Below are 15958 nucleotides of genomic sequence, written 5' to 3' on the forward strand. Positions count from 1 at the left end.
GGGGTTACACGCCTGACCGGCTCCTGTCATGATGGCCCGATGCACGCGTCTCAGGGGAGAAGCGCCGGCCTGGGACTCGCCCTGGCCTCGGCCTTCGCATTCGGTGGTTCAGGTGTCGCGGCCAAGCCGCTCATCGAGGCGGGACTCGACCCGCTGCACGTGGTGTGGCTACGGGTGGCCGGCGCCGCGCTCGTCATGCTGCCGCTGGCCTGGCGCCACCGCGACCTGGTGCGCCGCAAGCCCGCCCTGCTCGCCGGCTTCGGACTGCTCGCCGTCGCCGGTGTCCAGGCCTGCTACTTCGCCGCCATCTCCCGCATCCCGGTCGGCGTCGCCCTGCTCATCGAGTACCTCGCCCCGGCCCTCGTCCTCGGCTGGGTCCGCTTCGTCCAGCGCAGGCCGGTGACCCGCGCCGCCGCCCTCGGCGTCGTCCTCGCCGTCGGCGGACTCGCCTGCGTCGTCCAGGTCTGGTCCGGGCTGAGGTTCGACCTGCTCGGACTGCTCCTCGCGCTCGCCGCCGCCTGCTGCCAGGTCGGCTACTTCGTCCTGTCCGACCAGGGCGGCACCGAGGCCGAACCCGCCGACCCGCTCGGCGTCATCGCGTACGGCCTCCTCGTCGGCGCCCTCGTGCTCACCGTCGTCGCCCGCCCCTGGCGCATGGACTGGTCCCTCCTCGCCGGCAGCGCCGACATGAACGGCACCGGCGCCCCCGCCTGGCTGCTGCTCGGCTGGATCGTCCTGATCGCCACCGTCCTCGCGTACGTCACCGGCGTCGTCTCGGTGCGCCGGCTCTCCCCGCAGGTCGCCGGCGTCGTGGCCTGCCTGGAGGCGGTCGTCGCGACCGTGCTCGCCTGGGTGCTGCTCGGCGAGCACCTGGCGGCGCCGCAGATCATCGGCGGCGCCGTGGTCCTCGTCGGCGCCTTCATCGCCCAGTCCTCGACGCCCCGGGCGACCACGGACGAGCCGGTCGCGGGCTCGGCGGCCGGCGGGGCGACGGACGCCGTCCCGGAAGAGGCCGGGTTGTCCGGCCGCGGGACCACCCCGTAGGGTGCCGATCATGCACGCGACCGTTCTGCCGCCTCCCGCCGCCTAGCGCGGGCGGCACCTTCCGCTGACGAAGACCGGGCTCGGGCGGGCCGACACACGGCCCCCGAGCGGTTCGTCGCTGCCCGCCCGCGGAGCGAAGCGACCACACCCACCCCGTCTTCACGCGGAGAACACACGTGTCGAACACTCCTGCTTCCGCCCTGTCCACCGGGCGGAGCCTCACCTATCTGATCGTCGCCGGAATCGCCTGGGGCACGGCCGGCGCCGCCGCCTCGCTGGTCTTCCGGGCCAGTGACATGGGGCCGCTCGCCCTGTCCTTCTGGCGCTGCGTCGGCGGCCTCGTCCTGCTGCTCGGCGCGCTCGCGCTGCGCCGTGGGCCTCGGTCCGCCGCGCGGGGCGGGGCCGTGGCCCCGGCCGCGCCCGCCGAACCGCGCCGCCGGCGTCTCGTCCGCGTCCTCGGTACGGGGATCGGCCTGACCGTCTTCCAGAGCGCCTACTTCGCCGCGGTCGAGGCCACCGGCCTCGCCGTCGGCACCGTCGTCACCCTCGGCGCCGGGCCCGTGCTCATCGCCGTCGGCGCCCGGGTCCTCATGGGCGAGCGGATCGGGGCAGGCGGGGCCGCCGCCGTCGCCGGGGCGCTCGCCGGGCTCGGCGTCCTCGTGCTCGGCGGCGGGGGCGCCGACGTCCGGCCGCTCGGTGTCGCCCTCGCCCTCGTGTCGGCCGCCGGATACGCGGCGATCACCCTGCTCACCCGATGGCTCGGCCGCGACGGCGGCGGCGCGGACGCGCTGTCGACCACCACCTGGGCCTTCGCCGTCGGGGCGGTCGGACTGCTGCCGATGGCCGCCGCCGAAGGACTCCTGCCGCACACGGACTCCCCGCTGCTCATGCTCGGGCTGCTGGCGTACGTGGCGGCCGTGCCGACCGCCCTCGCCTATGCCCTCTACTTCGCCGGAGCGGCCGTGGTCCGCGCCGCGACCGTCTCCGTGATCATGCTCCTGGAGCCGGTGAGCGCGGCGGTCGTCGCGGTCGCGCTCCTCGGCGAGCGGCTCACCGCGGCGACCCTCGCCGGCACCCTGCTGCTGCTCGTCGCCGTCACCGGACTCGCCCTGGCGGAAGCCCGTACGGCGGCCGAGCGCAGGCGGGGCGCGGCGGCGGTGCGGCGGATTGCCGTGCGGGCGGAGTAGTCCCGTACGGCGGCCGAGCGCAGGCGGGGCGCGGTGGCGGTGCGGCGGATTCCCGTGCGGGCGGAGTAGTCCCGTACGGCGGCCGAGCGGAGGCGTGGCGCGGCGGCGGTGCGGCGGATTCCCGTGCGGGCGGAATAGACCGGCGCGGGCCCGTCGCTGTCCTTGATCGACGGAGCGCCAACTGCCCACACGAGGAGCCCTTTTCATGGAACGGACGACGACGCCGCCTCCCCTCCCGCGCGGCACGAAGGTGCTGACCATCGGCCTGCATCCCCGTGCCCTCGACTACAGCCGGACGCCCGGCCTCGACGAGGCGGCGATGGGCGCCCGGATCGAGGCGGGCCACGCCCTGGTGCGCGAGGCGGGCTTCGACGCCGTCTCGTGTCTGATCGACGGCGACCCGGACAGCGCCGAGCGGGCCGTGCGCGAGCACTTGAAGGACCAGGAGTTCGGCCTCGCGATGATCGGTGGCGGGGTACGCATGCTGCCCGAGCACACGCTGCTGTTCGAGCGGCTGGTCGACGTCCTCGGCGAGGCCGAGCCCAGGATCCGGCTCTGCTTCAACACCTCGCCGGAGGGCGTCGTCGACGCGCTGAAGCGGTGGATCAGCGGCTGAGGCCGGTGGCCGGGCCGGTGGCGCGGCGGCGGGCCTGGTGGGACAGGGCCGCCGCGTCGCCGGGTCCGCCGCGCTCGGCGAGCCGGGCCGCCACCCGGTCCTGGACCTCCTGCGGCTTGTTGCCCGCGTACTTGAACTTCGCCCGCACATCGGTCACCTCCAGGCACAGCACCCGGATGCCGGGCAGCATCCGCCCGAACGGTGCCTCCCCGGCCCGCACCGGGGCGGTGCCGCCCTCCGGCTGGAAGTGGGCGACCTGCCGCTGGAGCAGTTCGGCCTTCTCCTCGGGGTCGTCGACGACGTGCGCGGTGCAGCGGAGCTGGACGGCCGCGTAGTACGAGGTGGGGGTGCCGTGCTCGGGCGGGGCTCCCGCCGGGGCCGTCCCGTGGCCGGGGACGAAGACGTGGTCGTCGACCACGCTCAGCAGCACGGCCGGGTTGTGCTCCAGGTCGCGCCAGAGCGGGTTGGGGCGCGCGAGATGGGTGATCACCCGGCCGTACGGACCGGGCTCGGGCTCGTAACGGAAGTGCGTCGGCTGCACCCACGGCGGCTCGCCGGGGCCGCCGTTGACCGCGAGCTGGCCGAAGTCGTGCTCGGCCAGCCAACTCCGCCACTCGTGCTCGTCATGGGGTGCGTCCCAGGGGTGGATCAACACGGACGGCTCCTCAGAGGGCGGCGAGGTAGTCGGGCAGGGCGATCGCCGGGTCGAGGTCGGCGGCCGGGACCGGGGTGCCGTAGCCGTGCCGGACCGGGATCACACCGGACCAGTGAGGGAGCCCGGCGTCCTCCGGATCGTCGTTCGGACCGCCCGTGCGGACCTTGGCCGACACCTCCGTGAGGTCCAGGCGCAGGACCGCGGTCGCGGCGATCTCCTTGGCGTTGCCGGGACGGGAGTCGGCGGAGCGGCCGGGCACGACGTGGTCGACCAGCGCGTCGAGCGCGGTGCGCAGCTCCTCGGGGTCGGTGACCTGGTGGGCGGTGCCGTGCACCACGACCGAGCGGTAGTTGAGGGAGTGGTGGAAGGCGGACCTGGCCAGCACCAGGCCGTCCACGTGCGTCACCGTGAGGCAGACCGGCAGGCCCGGGGCGGCCTCGCCGCGACCGGCCGTCCGCAGCGGCCGGGAGCCGGTCGATCCGTGCACGTACAGGCGCTCGCCGATCCGGCCGTAGAGGGTGGGCAGCACCACGGGCGCGCCGTCGCGGACGAAGCCGAGGTGGCAGACGTAGGCCTCGTCGAGTATCGAGTGGACCAGCTCGCGGTCGTACGAGGCACGCTCGCGGGACCGGGTGGGGATCGTCCGCTCGGTGGGCTCGTAGGACGGCCGCGCGGTTCCGGTGGCGGTCGCCGTCGTGTCCGTCATTGCGTCTCCTATTGCACTAGTGCATACTTGGCTTTGTGCTAGGAGAGTATCGGATCGAAGGTCGTCGCGCATCGGAGATCGCCGCCAGCGTGGAGCGGGGCGTCGGCTCCGGGCAGCTCAAGCCCGGACAACTGCTGCCGCCCATGCGGGAGTTGGCGGCCACGCTCGGTGTGAACCCCAACACCGTCGCCGCCGCCTACCGCACCCTGCGCGAGCGCGGGGTGATCGAGACGGACGGCCGGCGCGGCAGCCGGGTGCGTCCCGCGCCCGCCACGACCGCACGCGGCTCGATCCGGGTCGAGGCCCCCGCCGGCGTACGGGACGTGAGCAACGGCAGTCCGGACCCCGTGCTGCTGCCGCCGCTCGGGGCGGTGTTCGCGGAGGTCGCGCGCGAGTACGCGGAGCGGCCGCCGATGTACGGGGAGGCGCCGGTCGACGAGGAGTTCGCGCGGCTCGCGCGGGCCGCCTTCGACGAGGGCGGAGTCCCGGCCGGGCCCGTCGGTGTCGCGTCCGGCTCGCTCGACGCCGTCGAGCGGGTCCTCGCCGTCCACCTCAAGCCGGGTGACTCCGTCGCCGTCGAGGACCCGGGCTGGGGCAGCCTCCTCGACCTCGTGCCGGCCCTCGGCCTGCGGCCCGTGCCGGTCGCCGTCGACGACGAAGGGCCCCTGCCCGCGGCCGTGGCGCGGGCGCTCGGGGGCGGGGCGCGCGCGGTGATCGTCACCGACCGGGCCCAGAACCCGACCGGGGCCTGCGTCACGGCCGCCCGCGCCGCCGCGCTGCGGGCCGTACTCGACGACCACCCGGACGTGCTGCTCGTCGAGGACGACCACGGGCACGGCATCGTCGCGCAGCCCCTGCACCCCCTCACCACCGGGCGGGGCAGATGGGTCTTCGTGCGCTCGGTGGCCAAGGCGTGGGGCCCCGACCTGCGGATCGCCGCCTTCACCGGGGACCCCGAGACCGTCGACCGGGTCCTCGGCCGGCAGCGGCTCGGCCCCGGCTGGGTCAGCCGGCTGCTCCAGCGCGCCGTGGTCCACCTGTGGACCACGGGGGCCGTCGACCCGGCGGCCGTGGCCGCCTCGTACGGGGCGCGCCGCGACGGCCTGGTCCGCGCCCTCGCCCGGCGCGGGGTCGAGGCGCACGGGCGCAGCGGCATGAACGTGTGGGTGCCGGTCACCGACGAGACCGGCGCCGTCGCCCGGCTCCTCGGTGCGGGCTGGGCGGTGGCGCCGGGCGCCCGCTTCCGGATGGACGCGGGACCGGCGATCCGCGTGACCGTCTCCGGCATCACGCGCGCCGACATCGAACCCCTCGCCGACGCGGTCGCCTACGCGGCGGGGCCGGCACCGGCCAGGAGCTACGGCTGAGGGGGGGGCGGGGCCCGGGGTTGCGGCGCGGGCCGTCCGTCGGTGGGTGGCGTGGCCTTCGCCCCGGTGCGGCAGTCGGTGCGGTGGCGCATCCGCGTCGTCCGGCGCGCCGGTGTCGGCCGTCGGCCGTCCCGCCGTGCGGCGGTCGAGGTGCTGCGGGCCGACCGGGCGCAGGCTACGGGGCGGGCGGGGAGCCCATCTTGCGGAAGTCCCAGGACGCGACGGCGTCCGGGGTGAGCCGCAGCCAGGCGTGCCGGCCGTCGTGCGGCATGGCGTCGAGGCCGAAGTTCTTGGCGGCGAACAGCCGCTCCGGCGCCTCCAGTTCGGGGCAGGGCTCCCCGGTGCGCGGCGCCTCGCCCACGAACTCCACGGTGCCCGAGAGCTCCACCCCGCGCAGCTCCCCGTACTCCTCGCCGTCGTCCACGACGACCGCGAGGTGCGGCCGGGCCCGCAGTTCCGCCCAGCGGCGGCTGCGGGTGAGGGAGTAGAGCCAAAGCGAGGTGCCGTCCCAGGCGAACCAGAGGGCGCTGACATGCGGGCGCCCGTCCGCCGACACGGTCGCGACCCGGCAGGTGCGCTGTTCGGTGAGGAAGGAGTCGAGCTCGGCCGGAGTCATCATGATCCGGCGTCCACGGCGCTGTGCGACGGCCATCGTCCGCACCCTTCTGGATTTCTGATGGAGTGTCAGAAATCATGGGGGCTGCGCCGCCGCCGTGCAAGGTGCCGCCGTGCAAGGTGCCCCCGGGCGGGGGTGGACACCGGGGCGAGTGAGGAGGCGTCGTGACGCAGAGGGAACGGCTCAGGGAACAGCTCGCGGCCGACGGCACCGTGCTGCTCACCGTCGAGTGCCAGGAGGGCGTGGTCGGCCGGAACGGCGCCCTGCCCGAACTCGCCGCCGCCGCGCGATCCTCCGGCGCCCTGCGCAACGTCGCCCGGCTGGTCGCCACCGCGCACGAGGCCGGCGTGCAGGTCCTGCACGCCGTCGCCGAGCGCCGCCCCGACGGGCGAGGAGCCGGCCGCAACGCCCGCCTCTTCCGTGCCGCCGCCCGGCTCCCCGTACAACAGCACCCCGGAAGCCCCGCCGTACGGATCGCCGAACCGATCGAGGTGGCCGAGCAGGACCTGGTGGTACGGCGCCTGCACGGCCTCTCGCCGATCACCGGCACCGACGTGGACGCCCTGCTGCGCAACCTCGGCTGCCGGACCCTGGTCGTCACCGGGGTATCCGCCAACGTGGCGATCCCCAACGCCGTCTTCGACGCCGTCAACCTCGGCTACACCGTCGTCGTGCCCGGCGACGCCATCGCCGGGGTGCCCGCCGACTACACGCCCGCGCTGATCCGCCACACCCTCGCTCTCGTCGCCACCGTCACGACCACCGACGAGGTCCTCGACTGCTGGCAGGACCCCCGCCGGGTCAGCCGAGCCTGATCGCGTCGCCGATCACCTCGATCGGGACCGGCTCCAGGGGCCGCGTCGCCGGGCCCTTCTTCACGCTGCCGTCCGAGGCGTCGAACCGGCTCTGGTGGCAGGGGCAGACGATGACCCCGTCCGTCACGCTGCCGACGTGGCAGCCCTGGTGCGGGCAGCGCGAGGAGAACGCCTTGAACTCGCCCTCCTTCGGCTGCGTCACGACCAGCCCCCGGTCGGCGAGCACCTTGCCGCCACCCACCGGGACCTCACCGGTCGTCGTGAGCGGCGCCTCCTGCTCCGTACCGCCGGACGCGTCCGCTCCACCGACGGAGCCCTCGCCGTCGCCACCGTCCTGCGCGTTCCCGCCGCAGGCCGCGAGGGCCGCCACCAGGCCCGCTCCACCGGCCGCCGCGACGACCGACCTGCGCCCCACACCGCTCATACCGCACCCCTTCGGATCACCGGAATCCCGCACGTCTGCGCGCCATGGTGGCGGAAGGAACCCCCTGTGCGCCATGAGAACCGGAACGGCCCATCCGAGCGAGGGACGGAAGGGGAAAGGGAAGGAGAGGAAGGGGCGGAAGTGGAGGAGGGAGAGGAAGGGGAGGAAGAGACACCAGGGGAAGCAGGGAAGACTGACACGGACGGGACACACGGTCCGGGACACGGTCCGGGACAGAACCCCACGGAAGGAACCGAGCGGCATGGCAGGTCCTCAGACGGGGGCGCCCGGCGGCGCCCTCTGCCTGGTCACCGGGGCGGGCGGCTACATCGGCGGGCGGCTCGTCCCCGAGCTCCTCGACGCCGGATACCGGGTGCGCTGCCTCGCCAGGACCCCGGCCCACCTCCAGGACCATCCCTGGGCCGACCGCGTCGAGATCGTCCGCGGTGACGTCACCGACGCCGACAGCCTGCGGCCCGCTTTCGACGGCGTCGACGTCGCCTACTACCTCGTCCACTCCATGGGCTCCGGCACCGGCTTCGAGGAGACCGACCGGCGCGCCGCCCGCACCTTCGCCGCCGAGGCACGCGCCGCCGGCCTGCGCCGCCTCGTCTACCTCGGCGGCCTCACGCCCCGCGACGTGCCGGAGGACCGACTCTCGCCCCATCTGCGCTCCCGCGCCGAGGTCGGCCGGATCCTGCTCGGCTCGGGTGTCCCCACCACCGTCCTCAAGGCCGCCGTCGTCATCGGCTCCGGTTCGGCCTCCTTCGAGATGCTCCGCTACCTGACCGAACGGCTGCCGGTGATGGTGACGCCGAGCTGGGTCGGCACCCGCGTGCAGCCGATCGCGGTGCGGGACGTGCTGCGCTTCCTCGTCGGCAGCGCCGAGATGCCGGCGGAGGTGAACCGGAGCTTCGACATCGGCGGGCCGGACGTCCTCACGTACCGGGAGATGATGATCCGTTACGCGGCCGTCGCCCGCCTTCCGCGACGGCTCATCGTCCCCGTCCCGATGCTCACCCCGGGACTGTCGAGCCAGTGGATCGGACTCGTCACCCCCGTACCCGCCTCCCTCGCCCGCCCGCTGGCCGAGTCCCTGCGGCACGAGGTGGTCTGCGCCGAGGACGACATCCGCCGCTTCGTCCCCGACCCGCCGGGCGGACCGCTGTCCTTCGACCGGGCGCTCGAACTCGCCCTCCGGCGTGTGCGGGACGCGCAGGTCTCCACCCGCTGGTCCTCCGCCTCGCTGCCCGGAGCGCCCAGCGACCCGCTGCCCACCGACCCGGACTGGGCGGGCGGCAGCCTGTACACCGACGAACGGGCCCGCACGGTCGACGCCGGCGAGGACCAGCTGTGGCGGGTCATCGAAGGCGTGGGCGGCGAGAACGGCTGGTACTCCTTCCCGCTGGCCTGGGCGGTACGGGGCTGGCTCGACCGGCTCGTCGGCGGCGTCGGCCTGCGCCGAGGGCGCCGTGACGCCCAGCGGCTGCGGGTCGGCGACGCGCTCGACTTCTGGCGCGTCGAGGAGATCGAACGCGGCCGGCTGCTCCGCCTGCGCGCCGAGATGCGACTGCCGGGCCTGGCCTGGCTGGAGATGCGCGCCGAACGCGACGAGGCGGGCCGCACGCGCTACCACCAGCGCGCCCTGTTCCACCCGCGCGGGCTCGCCGGGCAGCTCTACTGGTGGAGCGTGGCGCCGTTCCACGCGGTCGTCTTCGGTGGCATGGCGCGGAACATCGCGCGGACCGCGGAGAAGGCGGCGCGGGCCGGGGGGAAGGGGGCGCGGACCGCGGAGAAGGCGGCGGGGGCCGGGGACCGGTGAACGCGGACCGCGGAGAAGGCGGCGCGGGCGGGGGGCGGTGAACGCGGGCCGGGGGCCGGTGGACCGGGCCAGGGAGAAGGCGGCGGGGGCCGGGGCCCGGTGAAGCGCGAGCCGTGTGTCGTGGGCCGTCGGCCGCTCTCGCCCACCGTCCCGGAAGGGAAGCCATGAACGTCTCCGTCGTCCTGTTCACCTCCGACCTCCGCGTCCACGACCATCCGCCGCTGCGGTCCGCCGTCGCGGGCGGACGGGACGTCGTGCCGCTCTTCGTGCGCGACCCGGCCGTCGACCGGGCCGGGTTCGCGGCGCCGAACCGGCTCGCCTTCCTCGCCGACTGCCTCGCGGACCTGGACCGCGCCCTGCGCGAGCGCGGTGGCCGGCTGGTCCAGCGGAGCGGGGACACGGTGGCCGAGGTGTGCGCCGTGGTCCGGGAGGCCGCGGCCGACGAGGTGCACATGGCGGCCGGATGCTCCGCCTTCGCGCAGGCCCGCGAGGAACGGCTGCGCCGCGCGCTGGAGGCCGAGGGCTGCCGGCTCCGCGTCCACGACGCCGTGACCACCGCCGTACCGCCCGGGGAGCTCGTCCCGCAGGGCTCCGACCACTTCGCCGTCTTCACTCCCTACTTCCGGCGCTGGGCCGCCGCCCCCCTGCGCACCCCGCTCGCCCCGCCCCGCGCCGTACGGGTGCCGCCGGGAGTGCGCTCCGGGAAGCCGCCCTCGCGCTCCGCCGTGCCGGGCGTGTCCCCGGGGCTCGCCACCGGCGGCGAGAGCGAGGGCCGCGGACGGCTCGCGGCCTGGCTCGCGCGGCACGGCGACACGTACGAGCAGCGGCAGGACGACCTCGCGGCCGACGCCACCTCACGGCTCTCGCCCCACCTGCACTTCGGCACCGTCTCGGCCGTCGAGGCGGTGCACCGGGCGCGGCGGCGCGGCGGGGCCGGTGCGGAGGCGTTCGTACGGCAGCTGTGCTGGCGCGACTTCCACCACCAGGTGCTCGCCGCCCGGCCCGGCGCCGCGACCGAGGACTACCGTCCCCGGCACGACCGGTGGCGGCGCGGGCCGGAGGCCGAGGCGGACCTGGCGGCCTGGCGGGCGGGCCGGACCGGCTACCCGCTGGTGGACGCGGCGATGCGGCAACTCGCCCACGAGGGCTGGACGCACAACCGCGGACGGCTGGTCGCGGCCTCCTTCCTGACCAAGACGCTGTACGTGGACTGGCGCGAGGGCGCCCGCCACTTCCTCGACCTGCTGGTGGACGGTGACGTCGCCGACAACCAGCTCAACTGGCAGTGGGTGGCCGGTACGGGCACGGACACCCGGCCCAACCGGGTGCTCAATCCGGTCCGGCAGGGCCGGCGGTACGACCCGGACGGCGCCTACGTACGCCGCTGGCTCCCCGAGCTCGCCGGGCTCGGGGCGCGCGAGATCCACGAGCCGTGGCGGCTCACCGGACGCGACCGGGCGGCGCTCGACTACCCGGAGCCGGTGATCGGCCTCGCGGACGGACTGGCCCGGTTCCGCGCCGCGCGCGGGGCGCCGGCCGATCCCGGCGGGTGACGCGCGCCGGGCGCGTCGGGTGACTCCGCGCGGCGGGCGGGGGACGGGCCGGTGCGGCGGGGTCTTGTACGCGCGCCGGTCGGCGCCGTCGTTGCCGTTGCCGCCGCCGTCGCCATGACCCGGTGACCCGGTGACCCGGTGGCCTCGTGGCCGCGCCAGGCGGGCCGGGCCGGGCCGTCAGGCGTCCCGGGCGAGGGCCTCCGCGCAGGCCGCCCGGGTCGCACGGTGCACCGCGCGGGCCAGTCGGGCGCCCCACAGGGAGCGCGGGCCGGCGAAGGGCTCGGGGGGCGTGCCGTCGGCGGGCGGGCAGGCCACGCAGACCGCGTCGGTGGGGGTGCCGGAGGCGTCGGCGCCCAGTTCCACCAGCGCCTGGACCTTGGCCTCGGTGGCCGTGGCGACGGCGTTGACCAGGGCCGCGTCGCTGAGCGGCACGGGGAGCGAGACGATGATGTTGATGGTGCCGGGGCGTGGCGGGCCGACCGTGCCCGCGCCGTCGTCGGGGGCCGCGGCCCAGCCCCGTACCCCGATCCCGGCCGTGACCACGGCCTCGACGCCGCCGTCGGCGGCGCAGTGGCGGCCCGTGACCGGGGCCGCCGTCATCAGGCCGACCCCGAGGCCGTCGAGACCGGCGCGCTCGGCCAGGGTGCGCAGATGGGCGACCGGGTCGAGGCGCGCGTAGCCCGGTGGCACCTGGGCGTTGAGCACCCAGGCGCGCTCGCCGATGCCGCCGCCGAGGACGGCGCTCGACACCATGCGGGTGCCGGGACCGGGCGCCCACACCAGGAGGGGCCATCGACGGCCGTCCTCCTCGTGGCCGAGCAGCACGGCGTCGGACAGGGCGGACGGCGGGGTGGAGGCAACGGATCCGGAGGATGCGGAGGGTCTGAGAAGCACCCCGCACCCTAACGTCCCGGCCGACGGGCCCCGCACCCTGCCCGCCGCGCCCGTTCAGCGCGGCCCGCCCGGTCCCGCGCCCTGACCGCCCGTTCCCGCACCCCCCGCCGCGCCCGTTCAGCGCGGCCCGCCCGGTCCCGTACCCCCCGCCCGCCGGGTGATCCTCCAGCGCAGCACGGGACGGGCATGCTGCTGCGCCTTCGGCCGGAGTTCGAGCAACGCTTTCCCGGACTGCTCGGCAACCTGCTCAGCCGGGAGAGCGGCGATCGAGGGCGCCCGCCTCCTGACGCCGGGGCGCCGCGGCGGGACCCGGGGCCGGCTGAGGCCTGGCCCCGACACGGAGGGGGCCCGGCCTCCGGCATGACCGGCGGTCGCGGGAAACACGACAGTCGTGTTTCGTCGCCTCCGATCCCGTGCCGGAGACCGCCCCGGTGAGAGACGATGTCGCTCCCCGAGTACCCGAGTCCCCACGTCCCCGACCACGGAGCGCGCGATGCAGCCTTTGACGCGTCCGCACATCGTCGCGGCGGGACTGCGTGTGCTGGAGCGCGAGGGCGCGGCCGGCCTCAGCATGCGCAAGCTCGCCGGCGAACTGGGCAAGGCCCCCGCCGCCGTCTACAAGCACGTCAGCGACAAACGCGAGCTGATGCGCCTGCTGTTCGACGAGGTGTCCCGGCGCATCGAGCTGCCGGACCCCGGGGACGACCCCCGTACGGCCATCGTGGCGGCGGCCCAGAGCGCGCACCGGGTCCTGGAGGAGCACGGCTGGATCGCCGCCGAGATGCTGGACGGACGCCTGCTCGGCGCCACCTCGATGCGGCTCTCCGAGTTCATCCTGGACACCCTGGTACGCAACGGCATGAGCGACGCGCAGGCCGCGCGCCTGCACGTCGCCATCTGGGAGTACCTGGTGGGCCACCTGGTCGCCGCCCGGGCCGGCGCGCCCGGCCTGGTGCCCTGCCCGGCGGCGGGCGAGGACGGCACCGAGGACTATCCGACCGTACGGCGTGTCGCCCCGCTCGTGGCCGGGATGAGCGACCACGAGCGGTTCGCCGCCGGACTGCGCGCCCTGCTCGACGGGGCCTTCGCGCAGTGGCGGGCCCGGCCGGAGCCGTCCGCCGCCCCGCAGGACCCGTCGCCCGGCCCTCGGGAGGCCGAGACGGATGGGGATGCGACCGGCGGCCCCGAACGCGTAAGCACGCCGCGTAAGCACGCCACGTAGGCACGCCGGCGAGGCCCGCCCCCCGTCAGCCGGTCCGCAGCTCGTGCCGAGAGGCGAGCGTGGCCCGGGCCTGGTGCTGGGGAGCGAGCGCGGCCCGGGGCTGGTGCCGCGGAGTGAGCGTGGCCCGGGGCTGGTAGAGCAGCACCGGCGCCGCCGCGGACTCCTTCTCCTCCGGCGGGAAGTGCTTGGCCAGCTCGTGCCGGCCGCTGATCCGCAACTTCCGGTACGAGTGCGTGAGATGGGACTCCACGTTGCGCAGGCTCACCTTGAGCATGTGGGCGATGTCCCGGTTGCTCATCCCGCCCGCCGCCAGTTCCGAGACCTGCCGCTCGGCCGGCGTCAGCAGGGACTCGGGGGAGTCCTTGCGCGGATCGGGCCTGCCACCGGCGTACCGCAGCTCGCGCTGGACCGCCTCCACCAGTCCGTCGGCGCCGAGCGAAATGCCCAACTCATTGGCCCGGTGCAGCAGTTCACGGGTGCGGCGGACCTTGGCGATCTGCCGGTGGGCGCGCCCCGCCTCGTACAGGGCCTGGGCGAACAACAGCGGCGTGGGGGCGGGCTCCAGGATCTCCAGGGCCTGGTCGGCCAGCCGCAGCGCCTCGTCCCCCGAGCTCGCCGACGCCTGCGCGACCAGGGCGCGGCCCAGGGCGAAGGGGGCGCCCCAGCGGCGGGCGAGCTCGGTCTCCTCGCGGGCCGCACGCCGGGCCGCGGCCATGTTGCGCTGGGCGAGGAGCAGGGCGGAGCGGGTGGAACGCCAGGGCAGCACCGCCGGGTTGACGACGCCCCGGCGGGCCAGCTCCTCCTCGCAGCGGGCGATCAGGGCCAGTCCGCGCTGGGCCTGCCCGAGCCGGCCCAGGGCCCGACCCGCGCTGTGCAGCAGGTGCAGCCGCCACCAGGTGAGGGGCTGCTCGCCGGGCAGCGGCGGCGCCTCGTCGAGCAGCGCGCCGGCCGCGGCGATGTCGTCCTTCTCCAGCGCCACGTCGATCAGGACGCTTCGGGCCAGCGCCCCCGCGTGGTAGGCGGCGGCCGCGATCCGGGTGAGCAGGTCGAGGGCCTGGCGGGCGTCGTCCTCGGCGTCCGCGAGCTGCCCGCGGTGCAGCTGCACCAGACCGCGTACGGCCAGGGCCTCGGCGATCCGGGTCACGGTGCCCTCGGCGCGGGCGAGCCGCACCTCGGTGTCCATGTGCCGCCGGGCCTCGTCGGCGTCGCCCGCCCACAGCAGCGCGAGCAGCGCGTGGTACCAGGTGGGCGAACCGTACGGGGCACGGGGCACGGCCAGGAACCGGTCGGCGATCCGCCGCGCCGCCTGCGCCGAGTCGCCCGACGCGGTGCGCAGCAGCAGCACCCGCTCCAGCCGGTCCTGGCCCTCGTCGCCGCTCCCCGGGCGGTAGGTGCCCTCGTGCAGCCGGATGTCCGTGAGCCGCTCCCGCAGCCGGGCCTCGGCCGAGGCGTCCAGGACGCCGATCTCCTCGCGCGCGTCCTCCAGGACCTCGCGGGCGCAGGAGAGTTCGTCCAGGCGGAGCAGGATGTCCGAGAGCCGCAGCGCCTCCTGGAGCCGGTCCTCCGACGTCAGCTGCCCGGCGGCGTGCGCGCTGAGCGCCCGGGCGGAGGCCGGCAGGTCCAGGGCGGTGAGGGCCTGGATGCGCAGGCCCTCGGCGCGGGCGGCGAGTTCGTCCGGCACGCCGTGCAGGACGGCCTTCTCGATCAGACGCCGGGCCCCGGCCGGGTCACGGCCGACCATGCCCTGCGCGGCGTCGAGCAGCAGACGTGTCATCCACGGCTCGTCGAGTCGGTGGGAGCGCAGCAGGTGGGTGGCGACGTCCTCGCGCGGCGCGTTGCGGCGCCACATGAACCGGGCGGCGTGCCGGTGGAGTTCGGCGCGTTCCGCGCACGGGATGTCCTGGTACAGCAGTCCGGCGAGCAGCGGGTGCCGGAACGTCATGGCGTCCGGACAGAGCAGCCCCGACTCGGTGAGCCGCGACAGGCTGCGGCAGGCGTCCTCCGTCGGTACGTCGCACAGGTCCGCCAGGATCGCCGGGTCCAGCGGCGAGCCCAGGATGCTGGCTGCGCGGGCGACCTCCAGGCAGTGCGGGTCGAGGCGCCGGAGCATGCACAGGATGCGCTCCTTGACCGCCTGCAGCCGCATCCGCTCGTCCGGCGGTTCCGCCGGTGTCCGGCCGGCGGGGGCGTCCGGCGAGTGCGGGTGCGCGTGCCCGGCCCCGCCGGGCGGCGGCCCGCCGGATCCGGCCGGCACGGTGCGTATCTGCTCGGTCAGCAGATAGGGGTTGCCGCCCGTGTCGGCGACCAGCGCGTCCACCGACGCGTGGTCGTGGCCGCACAGGGAGGCGGCCAGGTCCGAGGCGGCGCTCGGGCTCAGGTCGTGCAGATGGATGTGGCGATCGGGCCGGACGCCCTCCATGAACTCGACCAACAGGTGCTGGTCGCTGGCCGGTTCGCCGCAGCGCTTGGTGGCCAGGAGCACCACGGGCAGGTTGTCGAGCCGCCGGCTGAGGAAGCCCAGCCACAGCAGCGACGTGCGGTCGGCGTGCTGCACGCAGTCGACCGTCAGCAGGATCGGGGTGCGGCGCGCGGCCCGGCCCACACCCGCGCACAGCTCCGCGAGCAGCGGGTAGTCGGCCTCGGCCGGCCGGCCGTCGCCCCCGGCGCTCGCCGCGAAGGCGCGCTCCCATCCGTCCGCCGTCTCGGGCAGCGTGCCCAGGAGCTGGTGCACGACCCCCAGGGAGAAGCGCTGCTCGGTGGGGGAGGCCGTGGCGGAGAGCACGACCATGCCCTGCTCGCGGGCGGTGTCCTCGGCCCAGCGCAGGAGGGAGGTCTTGCCCGTCCCGATGATCCCCTCCATCAGCGCGACCGCGCCCGTGCCCGCTCTCGCGGACGCGAGCATCTCTGTGATGATCTTGCATTCTTCGCTTCTGCCGAACAGTTCCTGGGGCACCGCCCTGAACCTCCTGCCGACCAGCGCCGTCAAGGGTAATTCCCGGTCATGATCAATCCGTCGCCGCCCGGGCGGAAAGGGCTT

At 75.6% G+C, this 15958-nt stretch carries 14 protein-coding genes; 8 read left to right on the forward strand and 6 right to left on the reverse strand.

The window, feature by feature from the left end; genetic code table 11:
- Positions 1-39 precede the first annotated feature (39 nt).
- From ABTZ91_RS29375 to ABTZ91_RS29385, 3 genes are all read left to right on the forward strand, one after another.
- Entirely contained in the window at positions 40-1044 is a 1005-nt protein-coding gene (locus ABTZ91_RS29375) for an EamA family transporter (RefSeq protein ID WP_352080242.1), read from the forward strand.
- 176 nt (positions 1045-1220) lie between these two features.
- Positions 1221-2231, forward strand: coding sequence for a DMT family transporter (locus ABTZ91_RS29380; RefSeq protein ID WP_352080243.1), 1011 nt, complete (start codon positions 1221-1223; stop codon positions 2229-2231).
- A gap of 205 nt (positions 2232-2436) precedes the next feature.
- Complete coding sequence (locus ABTZ91_RS29385) at positions 2437-2847, forward strand: hypothetical protein (RefSeq protein WP_352080244.1); 411 nt, start codon at positions 2437-2439, stop codon at positions 2845-2847.
- Here ABTZ91_RS29385 and ABTZ91_RS29390 read toward each other — a convergent pair.
- Together ABTZ91_RS29390 and ABTZ91_RS29395 are read right to left on the reverse strand one after the other, a co-directional pair.
- Positions 2837-3502 carry an FMN-binding negative transcriptional regulator gene (locus tag ABTZ91_RS29390; protein ID WP_352080245.1) on the reverse strand — a complete coding sequence of 222 codons (666 nt, stop codon included), beginning with the start codon at positions 3500-3502 and terminating at the stop codon, positions 2837-2839. The two genes, ABTZ91_RS29385 and ABTZ91_RS29390, sit on opposite strands and share 11 nt — an antisense overlap.
- Before the next feature lie 10 nt (positions 3503-3512).
- Complete coding sequence (locus ABTZ91_RS29395; RefSeq protein ID WP_352080246.1) at positions 3513-4208, reverse strand: pyridoxamine 5'-phosphate oxidase family protein; 696 nt, start codon at positions 4206-4208, stop codon at positions 3513-3515.
- 35 nt (positions 4209-4243) lie between these two features.
- On the opposite strand from ABTZ91_RS29395, the gene ABTZ91_RS29400 reads away from it, so the two are divergent.
- The gene (locus tag ABTZ91_RS29400; RefSeq protein WP_352080247.1) at positions 4244-5575 is read left to right on the forward strand and encodes an aminotransferase class I/II-fold pyridoxal phosphate-dependent enzyme; all 1332 of its coding nucleotides are present in this window, start codon (positions 4244-4246) and stop codon (positions 5573-5575) included.
- A 175-nt stretch (positions 5576-5750) separates the two neighbouring features.
- Here ABTZ91_RS29400 and ABTZ91_RS29405 read toward each other — a convergent pair whose 3' ends face one another.
- Entirely contained in the window at positions 5751-6227 is a 477-nt protein-coding gene (locus ABTZ91_RS29405; protein ID WP_352080248.1) for a pyridoxamine 5'-phosphate oxidase family protein, read from the reverse strand.
- A 128-nt stretch (positions 6228-6355) separates the two neighbouring features.
- On the opposite strand from ABTZ91_RS29405, the gene ABTZ91_RS29410 reads away from it, so the two are divergent.
- Complete coding sequence (locus ABTZ91_RS29410; RefSeq protein ID WP_352080249.1) at positions 6356-7006, forward strand: cysteine hydrolase; 651 nt, start codon at positions 6356-6358, stop codon at positions 7004-7006.
- Here ABTZ91_RS29410 and ABTZ91_RS29415 read toward each other — a convergent pair.
- The gene (locus ABTZ91_RS29415) at positions 6993-7430 is read right to left on the reverse strand and encodes a Rieske (2Fe-2S) protein (protein ID WP_352080250.1); all 438 of its coding nucleotides are present in this window, start codon (positions 7428-7430) and stop codon (positions 6993-6995) included. The genes ABTZ91_RS29410 and ABTZ91_RS29415 overlap by 14 nt on opposite strands.
- A gap of 262 nt (positions 7431-7692) precedes the next feature.
- Between ABTZ91_RS29415 and ABTZ91_RS29420 the strand changes: the two genes are divergently transcribed.
- Both ABTZ91_RS29420 and ABTZ91_RS29425 read left to right on the forward strand, forming a co-directional pair.
- Positions 7693-9252, forward strand: a complete 1560-nt coding sequence (locus tag ABTZ91_RS29420) for an SDR family oxidoreductase (protein ID WP_352080251.1) — start codon at positions 7693-7695, stop codon at positions 9250-9252.
- A 164-nt stretch (positions 9253-9416) separates the two neighbouring features.
- The gene (locus ABTZ91_RS29425) at positions 9417-10805 is read left to right on the forward strand and encodes a deoxyribodipyrimidine photo-lyase (protein ID WP_352080252.1); all 1389 of its coding nucleotides are present in this window, start codon (positions 9417-9419) and stop codon (positions 10803-10805) included.
- 177 nt (positions 10806-10982) lie between these two features.
- Here the strand turns inward: ABTZ91_RS29425 and ABTZ91_RS29430 are convergent, their stop codons facing one another.
- The gene (locus tag ABTZ91_RS29430; RefSeq protein ID WP_407078054.1) at positions 10983-11699 is read right to left on the reverse strand and encodes an adenosylcobinamide amidohydrolase; all 717 of its coding nucleotides are present in this window, start codon (positions 11697-11699) and stop codon (positions 10983-10985) included.
- A gap of 493 nt (positions 11700-12192) precedes the next feature.
- On the opposite strand from ABTZ91_RS29430, the gene ABTZ91_RS29435 reads away from it, so the two are divergent.
- On the forward strand, positions 12193-12921 hold the full coding sequence (locus tag ABTZ91_RS29435) for a TetR/AcrR family transcriptional regulator (protein ID WP_352080253.1): 729 nt from the start codon (positions 12193-12195) through the stop codon (positions 12919-12921).
- Between the two features lie 25 nt (positions 12922-12946).
- Here the strand turns inward: ABTZ91_RS29435 and ABTZ91_RS29440 are convergent, their stop codons facing one another.
- Positions 12947-15874 (reverse strand): BREX system ATP-binding domain-containing protein, encoded by a 2928-nt coding sequence (locus ABTZ91_RS29440; protein WP_352080254.1) that lies wholly within the window; start codon positions 15872-15874, stop codon positions 12947-12949.
- Positions 15875-15958 lie beyond the last annotated feature (84 nt).

It is taken from the genome of Streptomyces sp. NPDC126499, from assembly GCF_040302485.1.
GTDB lineage: Bacteria > Actinomycetota > Actinomycetes > Streptomycetales > Streptomycetaceae > Streptomyces.